The 12308-nt window shown below is 65.1% G+C and carries 11 protein-coding genes; 4 read left to right on the top strand and 7 right to left on the bottom strand.

What is annotated here, in order from left to right:
- Window positions 1–121 precede the first annotated feature (121 nt).
- The gene (leuA, locus tag ASD71_RS15790) at window positions 122–1831 is read right to left on the bottom strand and encodes a 2-isopropylmalate synthase (protein WP_056565713.1); all 1710 of its coding nucleotides are present in this window, start codon (window positions 1829–1831) and stop codon (window positions 122–124) included.
- Between the two features lie 445 nt (window positions 1832–2276).
- A complete protein-coding gene (locus ASD71_RS15785) occupies window positions 2277–2915 on the bottom strand; it encodes a hypothetical protein (RefSeq protein ID WP_056565711.1) in 639 nt (212 codons plus the stop codon).
- Here ASD71_RS15785 and rpoN point away from each other — a divergent pair.
- Window positions 2914–4365 (top strand): RNA polymerase factor sigma-54, encoded by a 1452-nt coding sequence (gene rpoN / locus ASD71_RS15780; protein WP_056565708.1) that lies wholly within the window; start codon window positions 2914–2916, stop codon window positions 4363–4365. The genes ASD71_RS15785 and rpoN overlap by 2 nt on opposite strands.
- Window positions 4366–4486: 121 nt before the next feature.
- Window positions 4487–4765 carry a bacterioferritin-associated ferredoxin gene (locus ASD71_RS15775; RefSeq protein ID WP_056565706.1) on the top strand — a complete coding sequence of 93 codons (279 nt, stop codon included), beginning with the start codon at window positions 4487–4489 and terminating at the stop codon, window positions 4763–4765.
- A 29-nt stretch (window positions 4766–4794) separates the two neighbouring features.
- Here ASD71_RS15775 and ASD71_RS15770 read toward each other — a convergent pair whose 3' ends face one another.
- The gene (locus ASD71_RS15770) at window positions 4795–5658 is read right to left on the bottom strand and encodes a LysR substrate-binding domain-containing protein (RefSeq protein WP_056566972.1); all 864 of its coding nucleotides are present in this window, start codon (window positions 5656–5658) and stop codon (window positions 4795–4797) included.
- 134 nt (window positions 5659–5792) lie between these two features.
- Between ASD71_RS15770 and ASD71_RS15765 the strand changes: the two genes are divergently transcribed.
- The gene (locus ASD71_RS15765) at window positions 5793–6704 is read left to right on the top strand and encodes a DMT family transporter (RefSeq protein ID WP_056565704.1); all 912 of its coding nucleotides are present in this window, start codon (window positions 5793–5795) and stop codon (window positions 6702–6704) included.
- Window positions 6705–7080: 376 nt separating this feature from the next.
- Window positions 7081–7557 (top strand): bacterioferritin, encoded by a 477-nt coding sequence (gene bfr, locus ASD71_RS15760; protein WP_056327755.1) that lies wholly within the window; start codon window positions 7081–7083, stop codon window positions 7555–7557.
- Between the two features lie 101 nt (window positions 7558–7658).
- Here bfr and ASD71_RS15755 read toward each other — a convergent pair whose 3' ends face one another.
- The 4 genes from ASD71_RS15755 to ASD71_RS15740 all read right to left on the bottom strand — a co-directional run bounded on the left by ASD71_RS15755 (window position 7659) and on the right by ASD71_RS15740 (window position 12302).
- Window positions 7659–8333, bottom strand: a complete 675-nt coding sequence (locus tag ASD71_RS15755; RefSeq protein WP_056565702.1) for a hypothetical protein — start codon at window positions 8331–8333, stop codon at window positions 7659–7661.
- A gap of 37 nt (window positions 8334–8370) precedes the next feature.
- Entirely contained in the window at window positions 8371–9978 is a 1608-nt protein-coding gene (locus tag ASD71_RS15750) for a peptide chain release factor 3 (RefSeq protein ID WP_056565700.1), read from the bottom strand.
- Between the two features lie 110 nt (window positions 9979–10088).
- Window positions 10089–10718, bottom strand: coding sequence for a LysE family translocator (locus ASD71_RS15745; RefSeq protein ID WP_056565698.1), 630 nt, complete (start codon window positions 10716–10718; stop codon window positions 10089–10091).
- A 45-nt stretch (window positions 10719–10763) separates the two neighbouring features.
- Window positions 10764–12302: a DEAD/DEAH box helicase gene (locus ASD71_RS15740; RefSeq protein WP_056565695.1), complete on the bottom strand. Its 1539-nt coding sequence runs from the start codon at window positions 12300–12302 to the stop codon at window positions 10764–10766.
- Window positions 12303–12308: the final 6 nt, after the last annotated feature.

Genomic DNA, 12308 nt, shown 5'->3' with positions numbered 1-12308 from the left:
GCGGCATGGGTGTCTGACACCTTGCCACGCAAAGACAATTCACCCGCAATGAAAAAGCCCGCCGGATAAGGCGGGCTTCGTTTTGTGCCCCGTTGTCGGGGGCTTCAGGCCTGGTCGTGGATCACACGGCTTCGGCGGCTTCCTGTTCGGCGGTGACGGCGCCGGAATTGATGTGGCGGTTCACGGCGCTCAGCACGGCCTGGAACGAGGCCGTCACGATGTCGCGGTCGATGCCCACGCCAAAGCCCGTGGCGGATTCGCCGACGCGCAGTTCGACATAGGATGCGGCGCGCGTGCCGGTGCCGGTGCCGATGGCGTGCTCGTGGTAATCCATGATGCGCACGGGCACGTCCAGCGCGGCCACGAACGCGGAAATTGCGCCGTCGCCCTTGCCGCGCACGATGCGGCGTTCGCCGTTGTATTCAAGTTCGGCTTCGATGCTGAAGTGCTGGCCTTCGCCGGCCGACGGATCGCCGTCGATGCGATGACGGATCAGCTTCCACGGCGCCTTCTGCTCGAGGTATTCGCGGTTGAAGATCGTGTGCACGTCGTCGGCGGTGACTTCGCGGCCGGTCTCGTCCGTGACGCGCTGAATGGCGCGGCTGAATTCGATCTGCAGGCGGCGCGGCAACACCAGGCCGTGTTCCTGCTCGAGCAGGTACGACACGCCGCCCTTGCCCGATTGGCTGTTCACGCGGATCACGGCGTCGTAGCTGCGGCCGAGGTCGGCCGGGTCGATCGGCAAGTACGGCACTTCCCAGACGGCGTCCGCCTTCTGCAACGCAAAACCCTTCTTGATCGCATCCTGGTGCGAGCCCGAGAACGCGGTAAAGACGAGGTCGCCCGCGTACGGATGGCGCGGATGGACCGGCAACTGGTTGCAGTACTCGGCGCAGCGGCGCACTTCGTCGATGTCCGAGAAATCCAGACCGGGGTGCACGCCTTGCGTATAGAGGTTCAAGGCCAGCGTGACGAGGTCCACGTTGCCGGTGCGCTCGCCGCTGCCAAACAGGCAGCCTTCGATACGGTCGGCGCCGGCCATCACCGCAAACTCGGCGGCGGCCACGGCGGTGCCGCGATCATTGTGCGGATGGACGCTGAGCACGATGCTGTCGCGGCGGGCCAGATTCTTGTGCATCCACTCGATCTGGTCGGCGTACAGATTGGGCGTGGTCGCCTCGATGGTGGCGGGCAGGTTCAGCACCATCTTGTTGTCGGGCGTGGGCTGCCACACCTCGGCAACGGCGTCCGAGACTTCCAGCGCGAATTCGGGTTCGGTCGTGCTGAAGACTTCGGGCGAGTATTCGTAGCCCCACTTGGTTTCGGGACGCTGCGACGTGTACTGCTTGATGAGGCGCGTGCCGGTGGTGGCGATGTTCTTGATCTCGTCCTTGGACATGTTGAACACGACCTTGCGGAAGGCCGGTGCGCAAGCGTTGTACATGTGGACGATGGCTTGCTTGGCGCCCGCGGCGGCTTCCACGGTGCGGCTGATCAGGTCTTCGCGCGACTGGGTCAGCACGATGATCGTCACGTCATCGGGAATGCGCTTCTCGTCGATGAGCTTGCGCACAAAGTCGAAGTCGGTCTGCGACGCGGACGGGAAACCGACTTCGATTTCCTTGAAGCCGATCTTCACGAGCTGTTCAAAGAAGCGGACCTTGCGTTCCACGCTCATCGGCTCGATCAGCGCCTGGTTGCCGTCGCGCAGGTCCGTGCTCATCCAGATCGGCGCCTTCGTGATGCGGCGGCTGGGCCAGGTGCGTTCGGAGAAATCGCGGGTAAAGGGCGCGAAGGGGACGTATTTGGTGGCGGGGTTGGCAAGCATCATCACTACACCTCGATCGGTTTCTTTTGAATCCCGGCGCGTCTTGCGCTCGTCGGCATCGCAACCGGATGACGGTCTTGTGCCAGGGTTTGCCGGGATGGCCGGCAGGATTCAGAGATAAAAAGGGGAAATCGCGTGTGGCAAACGTGGCTGCCGAGCTACCACGGGGACACTAGGCCCGGCAACCGATCGGTAGCAATAGCGATAGCGCGATGAAGGCGGTTTGAGCGCGCAGGCCGGCGACCGGAGCGGCGGAGCGTCCGGTGGCAATCGCGAGGGGGGTGCGGTAAGCGACCATGGGGTGCTAGTCAAACACACTTTTTCGGGAAGCGCAAACGGAAAGAGCAAGGGACGGATCAGACTGTGGCCTTTTCCGATTGCCGCCCGGCAGGCCTTTTGAAACAGCAAGGCCGCCTTGCGGCGGCCTTGAAGCAGTGCTGTGCGCGGCCTAGCGGGCCGGGCCGATGCGAGGTTCGACGTAGCGCGGTTCGCGCGGGGTGTCGGCGCGGCGGTCGTCACGACGGCCGTCGTCGCGCGGATCGCGGGTGGGGCGGTTGGCGCCCGCTTCCAGGATCCTGGCCTGCTCTGCCACCATGTCGATCTTGCCGATACGGTTGTGGCGCAATTCGGACAACGAGCGGCGCAGGTCACCGACGGTGAAGGGTTCCTGCCGGTCGCCCCAGGTCCAGCGCAGCACGCCCAGCGATTCTTCGGACAGATTTGGCGCCAGTTCGGCTAGCGTATCCGTGCCGACCGGCGTCGCGGCGCCCGAGGCCAGGCTGGCGTAGAACCAGGCGCGCACCGAGAAGAAGACGATCAGGGTCCAGATGCCGGCAACCACCCACCAGAGGTAGGGGTTGATGCGCTGCGCCATGTCCTGGGTGGGCTGGCCCAGCGTGTGCAGGAAGTCGTAGTTCATGCGCTTGCCGAAATCGAGTATCCAGGAGGCAACCAGATACCAGACAACGATCGCGACAGCGATAACGATCGCGCGCAAAACGAGTCGGGGGAGCGCCAGTTTGAGCAGGGTCTGACCGATCAATCGGCAGTCCTGGCGAACGCTTGCGGGCGAAGTCAGATTCATCATGCAAAATATTGTACCTATGACCCGTCCAATTTTAGAACTGCGGCCTGGCCAGCACCTGACGCTGACCCCACAACTTCAGCAATCGATCCGGTTGCTGCAGCTGTCGACGCTCGACCTTGAAGCGGAAATCTCGCAAGTGCTGGCCGAGAATCCCCTGCTGGATCGGGAGGACGAGCCGTCGTCCGCCGAGGCGGAGTCGCGTTCCGAGTCCGAGCGCGAATCCTCCGTGCAGGACGACGAGCCGGCGGCCGAGCGCGAGACGCCCATCGACGAAATGCCGGGTTCGGGCGGCGTCTACCCCGATGACGACGCCAGCCTGCCCGAGGCGGCGCGTCCGGACACCTTGCGCGAGCACCTGCTGGGCCAGCTCGCCCTGACCCGGGCGGCCCCGCGCGATGTCGCGCTGGCGTCCCTGTTGATCGACGAACTGGACGAAAACGGCTACCTCGGATCGCCGTTGGATGAAATCCTGGGCTGGCTCCCTGCCGAGATGGAGCCCGACATGGACGAGTTGCGGGCCGCGTTGTCGCTGCTGCAGTCGTTTGATCCCGTTGGCATCGGCGCGCGCGACATGGCCGACTGCTTGCACCTTCAGTTGCGCAATCCCGACCTCGCCCGCCTGCCCGAGGCCGCTGACCCCGTTGTGCTGGCTTGTGCGCGGCGGATCTGCGCCGAACACCTGCCCCTGCTCGCGACCGGCAACGCCGCGCGCCTGTGTGCAGCGCTCGGCTGCGATGAGTCCACGTTTCGCGCGGCGCATTCGCTGATCCTGCGTCTGGAGCCCCGGCCCGGGCGGGCATGGACGGTGCCGGCGGCCGAATACGCCGTGCCGGACGTCATCGTGCGCAAGACCCGGCGCGGCTGGCAGGCCACGCTCAACAGTGCCGCTGTGCCGCGGCTGCAAGTCAACGGCCTGTACGCGCAGATGCTCAGCAATCAGAAGGAGTCCGCGCACGCCGGGCTGCAGGCCCAGTTGCAGCAGGCCAAATGGATGATCCGGAACGTGGAGCAGCGTTTCGACACCATCCTGCGCGTGTCGCAGGCCATCGTCGAACGCCAGACCGCATTCTTCAGCCAGGGCCCAGCGGCCATGCGACCGCTCATCCTGAAAGACATTGCCGGTGAGCTGGGTTTGCACGAGTCGACCATTTCACGCGCCACAACGCAGAAGTACATGCTCACTCCGTTTGGTACGCTGGAGCTCAAGCGCTTCTTCGGCACGGGTGTTTCGACCGAAGGCGGCGACGCCACGTCGGCAACGGCAGTGCAGACCTACATCCGCCAGATGGTGGCCGACGAGAACCGCGCCAAGCCGTTGTCGGACAGCCAGATCATGCAAAAACTGGCCGATCAGGGGATAGTGATCGCCCGCCGGACGGTGGCAAAGTACCGCGAAGCGCTGCGGATTGCCCCGGCCGCTTTGCGCAAGGCGCAAGCCGCTGCACGCTGAAATAAGGGACATGCTTCGGCAAATTTGTCCCTGTTTTCAACGGCTTGCGTGACATATCGGTTGCAAAATTATTTGCGCACGGGACTTGCCAGGGCTTGAATAATTTTCGATAATCATTCGCATGTACATTTGCGTATGTAATGCCATCACCGAACGCCAAGTCCGCGCCAGCGTGGACGCGGGCGCGACGACGCTTTCCGACCTGCAGTTCGAGCTGGGCGTGGCCACGTGCTGCGGCTGCTGCGCGGCAACCGCCGCCGAATATCTGCCGGGCGGCCGCTGCTCCAGCGTGTGCGACGTGCGCTCCATCGCAGTTCCGGTCAATGCTCCCGCCCTCGTTGAATCGGCTTCGCCCGCTGCCAACAGCAGCTTCCCGATTCCGCTGGTCGCCAGCGCCTGAGCATTGGTGTCACTTCCGGCTCGCTGCCTTCATGCGGCGAGCCGCGTCATTTCCTTCTCGCAAAATTCCCTGATATCCATCGCCAACTGACGTGCCGGCTCGCGCGCGTTGCCGGCCACGCATAGCGCCAGTTCCGACGGCGGCACCGCGGGCAATCCAACGTCCAGGATCCGGTGCCCGTCTGCAATGCAGCGGCGTTCCAGCAGCGCGATGCCCAGCCCGCCCGCGAGCGCGGCCTGCACGCCCGACAGGTTCGGGCTTTCGTAGGCAATACGCCAACGGCGTCCGGCGGACTCCAGCGCATGGATGGCGCGATTGCGGTAGATGCAGCCCTGCGGAAACGCCACCAGCGGCACGGGTGCATCCGGCGTCAGCGGTGCCTCCACCGAGGCGCTGCCGATCCAGTGCAGCCGTTCGGGCCACGCGGCCAGCGCCGTGCCCGCGCCCGGCTCGCGCTTGAGCAGGGCCACATCTAGGTCCCCACGCTCCAGGCTGCGCGTCAGGACCGCCGTCAGGTCGCAACGTACCGACAGCTGCACGGCTGGCCTCGTCCGGGCGAAGGCGGCGACGACGGCAGTCAGCGCGTCGACCGCAAAGTCGTCCGGGATGCCCAGGCGGATAACGTCCACGCGCTTGCGGCCGCTGACGGCCTCCCGGACCTCGGTGGACAACGCCAGCATCCGGCGTGCATAGCCCAGAAGGCGCTCGCCTTCCTCGGTTAGCTGGACCTGCCGGCCTTCGCGCAAGAACAGCGGGCACTCCAGCGTGTCTTCAAGCTTGCGGATCTGCTGGCTGACGGTGGACTGGCTTCGATGCACGCGTTCGCCGGCGGCGGTGAAGCCGCCGGCGTCCACCACCGAGACAAAGCTGTGCAAGAGATCGAGATCGAGCATGACGACGCACTCATCCATTTGAATTTCAAATACTTTCGATCCGAATAAAGAGTTTGTCAATGGATGGCCTGGCGCGCAGAATGCCTCCCATCCCGCCGCGAATGCGGTTGCAGATCCACGTTGCCGGACCATCCATGAAGGCGCTTTCAACCCCTGCCTCTGCCTTGCCCGCGACCGACCGCCCCGGCATCAGCCTGGCGCCGATCGCCTCGTTCTGCTTTCTGTGGAGTTCCGCCTTTGCCGCGGCCAAGATCGCGGTGCGCGACTGTCCGCCGCTGACGCTGCTGACGATCCGATTCCTCATCGCGGGCGCGCTGATGCTGGGCCTGGCGGCGGCCAGCGGCCGCTGGAAGCTGCCTTCCGGCCGCGACCTCGCCGCGCTGGTGCTGCTGGGCGTGCTCAACAACGCGCTGTACCTGGGCTTGAGCTGGTCGGGCATGACCACGGTGTCGTCCGCGTTCACCGCCGTGCTCATCAGCACCAATCCGCTGCTCATCGGCGTGCTGGCCGGCCCGCTGCTGGGCGAGCGGCTGAGCTGGCGCAAGCTGCTGGGGTTATGCCTTGGATTGGCAGGCGTCGCGCTGGTGCTGCGATCGCGCCTGTCCGGCATGCAGGAGGACCTGCATGGCACGCTGCTCGTGACCGGCGGCCTGGTGGCGCTGGTGGCCGGCACCCTGCTCTACAAGATGCTCAAGCCCACCTCCGGTCTCTGGACCTCGACCGGCATCCAGTCGCTGGCAGGTGCCGCGGCATTGTTGCCATTCGCGCTGGCCACCGAAAATCTCGGCGATGCGCGCCTGACGTCCAGCCTGATCTGGAGCATGGCCTACATGATCGTTGCGGTGTCGATGGGCGGCTATTACCTGTGGTTCATGATCCTGGGCCGCGCCAGCGCCACGTCGGCCAGCGCGCTGCATTTTCTGATGCCGCCGCTTGGCCTGTTGTTCGGCTGGCTGGTGCTGAGCGAACCCGTTTCGTGGCTGGACCTGTTGGGCATCGTGCCCATTGCATTCGGCATCTGGCTTGCGACGCGGCGCACGGCTTGAGTTGAGGATGCTCAACACGCACTGATGCGGTTGCTGATATGCAACGAGCGGGCATGATGCGTTTGCCATGCAGAACGGCGCGGCGCAAGGGTCGCAGCGGAATACAAATGGTGGCAATCGCGAAGCCGATTCAGCGCGACTCGCGTCCGCAGCCCGCGCCGTTGCGTTGCCAAGCATGCAAGGCATCAGACACACATACTCATTCTCATTAGCTTGTCGCTTTCTTGTTGCGCTCCTAAAGCCGTTTACCAAATGCAGCGCAAGGGTAGTCGCGGCCCCGCGCCGAATGGTAGTCTGCATGGGTTGCGTACGCGCGGCATCGTGCGCTCCTTTGTCGCGATGCGCTCGCGTCGCGCCTGACTGCAAGGAGTCCATCATGAAAGGCGATAAAACCGTCATCCAGTTTCTCAACAAGCAACTGACCAACGAGCTGACGGCCATCAACCAATATTTCCTGCATGCCCGCATGCTGAACCATTGGGGCTTCGACAAGCTGGGCAAGCACGAGTACGAAGAATCCATCGGCGAAATGAAGCACGCCGATCGTCTGATCGCCCGCATCTTCATGCTGGACGGCCTGCCCAACCTGCAAGACCTGCACAAGCTGCTGATCGGCGAAGACGTGCCCGAACTGCTGGCCTGTGACCTGAAGCTCGAAACGGCTGCTCAAGCGACCGTCAAGGAAGCCATTGCTTATTGCGAATCGGTGCGGGACTACGTGTCGCGCGATCTGTTCCAGGACATCCTGGACGACACCGAAGAGCACATCGACTACCTGGAAACGCAGATCGACCTGATCGACAAGGTCGGCATCCAGAACTACCTGCAAAGCCAGATGTCCGTGCCTGAATAAGGCTGTTGGCTGCAAAAGAAATGGCGCCCCGCGGGGCGCCATTTTTCTTGCCATGATTCTGCGTGTGCAGCCGGCGATGCGACGTCTTTATTACAGACGTCTTACTGCGGACGGGCCGGGCATTCGGCCATCGTGCCCCAGGCGCGGTTAGGCGCGCAGTACTTGTTGCGCGCATTCCAGGAACACGAGGGGCGTTCGAAGAAGCCTTGCGTGGCGCATTGGGCCAGTTCGCGCCGCAGCGCATCCTGCCAGCCCTGCGCGCCGGCCGCTGGCGCGGTGTTGGGGGGCGGCGGGGGCGCCTGCACCATCTGCGGCGTGCCGTAGCTGCCGCCGGCGGCTACGCCACCGTTGATGGCAGTGGAGGTGCCGGGCACCAGCAGGTCCATCGTGCTGACATCGGAATTGCCCGACGGCAGCGGCACCTGAGACGAGGCGGCGATTTCGCGCGCCTGTTCGGGGCTGATGCGTTCACGCGAGATCTGGACGGCGGGATCGCTGACGGTGTCGAACAGCGACACCGTATTGACCTGCCATTCACGATCGGACGGTTTGTCGGGCACGCCCAACGTGCCGTCGATGCGCGGCTGCGGCGGCTGCGCCACATACGGACGGCCATTGGCGTCCAGTACGGGCTGCTGGGACGCGGCTGCGTCCTGCCCAGGAGCGGGCGCGGCCGCCGGCGCATGCGCCACCAGCCAGTCACCCAGTTGAATGCCGCCCCATGCCGACGCGCCGAGCGCGATTAGGAGCGTTGCGAATAAAAAACGCCAAGACATTGCTACCCTCAATCTGCCGTGCGGAACCCGAACGGGTCTACGCCTTGTCTCCGAAAACCTTGCCGCCGTGCTCCCGCATGGCGTGGAATTTCACATCGGGATACAGTTCCTCGGCGACGCGCAACTGCGCGGGAGAACCGATCAAAAACGCCGCAGCATCGACGACATCATAGGCGATATGGGCGGCATTGGCATCCATGAACTTGCGCAGCGCCTTGGGGTTTTCAGACGTAATCCAACGTGCCATTGTGTAGCGCGAAGGCAGCATCCGGGCATCCACGCCGTACTCCGTCTTCAGGCGGTGCGCGACCACTTCAAACTGCAGCTGGCCGACCGCGCCCAGCAGCAGCGAGCCGCCGGCGACCTCGGGACGGAACACCTGGATGGCCCCTTCCTCGCCCAATTGGGTGAGGCCGGTGCGCAATTGCTTCGTGCGCAGGGGGTCTTTCACTTCGACCGCCTGGAACAGTTCCGGCGCGAAGAACGGCAGGCCGGTGAACTGCAGGGTTTCGCCTTCGGTCAGCACGTCGCCCAGTTGCAGCACGCCGTGGTTCGGGATGCCGATGACGTCGCCGGCATAGGCTTCGTCCAGCAATTCCCGGCGTTGCGACAGGAAGGACACCACGTTGTTGGGGCGCATTTCCTTGTTGGTGCGCGCCACCTTCAGGCGCATGCCGCGCTCGAAACGGCCGGAGCTCACGCGTACGAATGCAACGCGGTCGCGGTGGGCGGGGTCCATGTTGGCCTGCACCTTGAACACCACGCCGGTGAACTTGGGTTCTTCGGGCTTCACTTCGCGTTGCAGGGCCATGCGCGCGCCCGGGGGCGGCGCCTGATCGACCAGCGCGTCCAGCACTTCCTGCACGCCGAAGTTGTTGATGGCCGAGCCGAAGAACACGGGCGTCTGCTTGCCGGCCAGGAACTGGTCGCGGTCGAACGCGGGCGCCGCTTCGTTGATGAGCTCGATCTCGCCGCTGGCCTGGTCGAATGCCCCGCCGAAGCGCTTGGCGATCTCGGGGTTGGTCAGGCCTTCGATGAAGTCGTCGTTGTCGGAACGGCGTTCCTGGCCCGGGCGGAAGACGCGCATGCGGTCGCGGCGGATGTCGAACACGCCGCCGAACGACTTGCCCATGCCCACCGGCCACGAGAACGGCACGGCATCCATGCCCAGGTGCCCTTCGATTTCGGACAGGAGTTCCAGGGGCTCGCGCACTTCGCGGTCCATCTTGTTGATGAACGTGATGATGGGCGTGTTGCGCGCGCGGCAAACCTGCAGGAGGCGGATGGTCTGCGGCTCGACGCCGTTGGCCGCGTCGATCACCATCAGCGCGGCGTCGACCGCCGTCAGCACCCGGTACGTGTCTTCGGAGAAGTCCTGGTGGCCCGGGGTGTCGAGCAGGTTGATGACGCAGTCGCGGTACTCCATCTGCATCACCGAGGACGCCACCGAGATGCCGCGCTGCTTTTCGATTTCCATCCAGTCGGACGAGGCATGGCGCGACGCCTTGCGCGCCTTCACGCTGCCGGCGATCTGAATGGCGCCTGCGAACAGCAGCAGCTTTTCCGTCAGCGTGGTCTTGCCCGCGTCAGGGTGGGAAATGATGGCGAACGTACGGCGCCGTGCGACTTCGTTGGAAATGCTCATGATCGGAGGATTCTACTTAACGCCGCTTTTCAGGCCGGTGCGGTCCGGTGTCATGCACGAAAACATGTGGGGCACGCGCCGTTGCCGGCCCGTGCCCCACGCTTTTTGATTCAGTTGTGGCGGCGGAAGGTCGCCAGGAACACGCCGGCCAGGATGAAGAGCGACCCGAAGGTGCGGTTCATCCAGCGGATGTGCTTGGCGTCGCGCAAGAGGCGCAATACGCGCGCCGCCAGCAGCGTGTACACGCCCATCGCCACCAGGTCGGTGAACGCCAGCGTGGCCGCCAATGCCGCGTACTGCGGCGTCAGCGACAGCGCCGGATCCACGAACTGCGGCACCACGGCCAGAAGGAACACGGTGCCCTTGGGGTTCATGGTGTTGATCAGGAAACCGCGCAGGACCAGGTCCCGGATGGACGCCTGACGTGGATCGCCGGCGTCCACCGCGACCGGCGCGGCGTCCGTGCGGATCTGGCGCACGCCCAGGTAGATCAGGTAGGCCACACCCAGGTACTTGACCACGTTGAACGCCATTTCCGACGTCGCCAGCACAGCGCCCAACCCCACGGCGACCACGACGAACTGGAACAGGATGCCCATGATCAGGCCTGCCGTGTTCCAGTAGCCGCGCGCAAAGCCGTATTTCAGGCCGGACGACATGGCCGAGATGGCGCCGGCGCCCGGTGAGAACGAAATGGCCCAGGAGGCCAGGAAGAACGTCAACCAGGTGGATAAGGGCATGATGGCGCGGGTCCGTGGATCGCAGTGTCGGGGTTGCGGGAGATATTACTTGCTCAGCAACGCGGCGCGCGGCGCGCCGGCCGGACGACCCTGGCCGGCGCGTCCCTCGGCCGGACGCCCGGAACCGGCATTGCCGGCCGGACGCGACGACCCTTCGGGACGGCGATTCTGCTGCGGACGGCCCTCGTTGCGGCCGGCGTGTGCCGGACGGTCGGCGGGCTTGCCATCGCGCGAACCGCCGTTGCCACGGCCTTCGCCGGCGCGGGCCGGTGCGGGGGCACGGCCGCCTGCCGCTGCGCGCGGCTGGCCTTGGGCGGGACGCGAGGAGCGGCCCGAGCCGCCGTTGCCGCCGCGGCCGCCATTGCGGGGACCGCCGCGCATGCTGCGCGAGTCTTCGTCGCGTTCCTGGCGTTCGAACGCAGCTGCGCTGGTGGCGGGAGGCGTCCAGCCTTCCACCGGCTTGCGTTCGATCGTCTTCTTGATGAGGCGCTCGATGTCCTTGAGCAGCTTGATTTCGCTGTTGTCGACCAGCGAGACCGCGGCGCCCGTGGCGCCCGCGCGGCCCGTGCGGCCGATGCGGTGGACGTAGTCTTCCGGCACGTTGGGCAGCTCGAAGTTCACGACCTGCGGCAACTGGTCGATGTCCAGGCCACGGGCGGCGATGTCGGTGGCGACCAGGACGGTCACGGTGCTGTCCTTGAAGCCGGCCAGCGCGCGCGTGCGGGCCGATTGGCTCTTGTTGCCGTGGATGGCCGCGGCGGTCAGGCCGTCCTTGACGAGCTTCTCGGCAAGGCGGTTGGCGCCGTGCTTGGTGCGCGTGAAGACCAGCACCTGGTGCCAGCCGCTTTCACGGATGATGTGGCTGATCAGGTCGCGCTTGTGATGCTGCTCGACGATGTGAACCGTCTGCGTGACCAGCTCGGTGGCGGTGTTGCGCGGGGTGACCGAGACTTCGCCCGGATTGTTCAGCACGCCGCGCGCCAGCGTGCGGATCTCGTCGGAGAACGTGGCCGAGAACAGCAGGTTCTGGCGTTGCTTGGGCAGCAGCGCGAGGATCTTGCGGATGTCGCGGATGAAGCCCATGTCCAGCATGCGGTCGGCTTCGTCCAGCACCAGGATTTCGACGCCCGACAGGTCCACCGTCTTCTGGCCGCAATGGTCCAGCAGGCGGCCGGGGGTGGCGACCAGGATGTCCAGCGGCTTGCGCAGCGCGGAGATCTGGGGGTTGATATTGACGCCGCCGAACATCACCATGGACGTCAGCGAGGAGTACTTGCCATAGGTCTGCACCGATTCGGCCACCTGCGCGGTCAGTTCACGCGTCGGGGTCAGGATCAGGCAACGGGGGCGGCCGGGCTTGCGGGCCTCGGGCTTTTTCTGCGACAACAGGTGCAGGATCGGCAGCGTGAAGCCGGCGGTCTTGCCGGTGCCGGTCTGAGCGGCAGCGAGCAGGTCGCCGCCTTTCAGCACTTGCGGAATGGCCTGGGCTTGAATGGGCGTGGGCGCGGTGTAGCCGGTGTCGGCAATGGCGCGCAACAGCGAATCAGCCAGCCCGAGGTCGGCGAAAGGGGAATTGGTAGTCAAAACAGC

The sequence above is a fragment of the Achromobacter sp. Root565 genome, from assembly GCF_001427425.1.
Taxonomy (GTDB): Bacteria; Pseudomonadota; Gammaproteobacteria; order Burkholderiales; family Burkholderiaceae_B; genus Achromobacter; species Achromobacter spanius_D.
Note: the sequence above shows the minus strand (reverse complement) of the source record. Positions and strands in the feature narration are given on the sequence as shown.

Bases quoted from the DNA above. Each gene is read 5' to 3' on its own strand.
- leuA (WP_056565713.1), bottom strand. From the start codon at position 1,831: ATGATGCTTGCCAACCCCGCCACCAAATACGTCCCCTTCGCGCCCTTT.
- ASD71_RS15770 (WP_056566972.1), bottom strand. From the start codon at position 5,658: ATGCTCGATCTCGATCTCTTGCACAGCTTTGTCTCGGTGGTGGACGCC.
- ASD71_RS15765 (WP_056565704.1), top strand. From the start codon at position 5,793: ATGAAGGCGCTTTCAACCCCTGCCTCTGCCTTGCCCGCGACCGACCGC.
- ASD71_RS15785 (WP_056565711.1), bottom strand. From the start codon at position 2,915: ATGATGAATCTGACTTCGCCCGCAAGCGTTCGCCAGGACTGCCGATTG.
- rpoN (WP_056565708.1), top strand. From the start codon at position 2,914: ATGCAAAATATTGTACCTATGACCCGTCCAATTTTAGAACTGCGGCCT.
- ASD71_RS15755 (WP_056565702.1), bottom strand. From the start codon at position 8,333: ATGTCTTGGCGTTTTTTATTCGCAACGCTCCTAATCGCGCTCGGCGCG.
- ASD71_RS15775 (WP_056565706.1), top strand. From the start codon at position 4,487: ATGTACATTTGCGTATGTAATGCCATCACCGAACGCCAAGTCCGCGCC.
- bfr (WP_056327755.1), top strand. From the start codon at position 7,081: ATGAAAGGCGATAAAACCGTCATCCAGTTTCTCAACAAGCAACTGACC.
- ASD71_RS15750 (WP_056565700.1), bottom strand. From the start codon at position 9,978: ATGAGCATTTCCAACGAAGTCGCACGGCGCCGTACGTTCGCCATCATT.
- ASD71_RS15745 (WP_056565698.1), bottom strand. From the start codon at position 10,718: ATGCCCTTATCCACCTGGTTGACGTTCTTCCTGGCCTCCTGGGCCATT.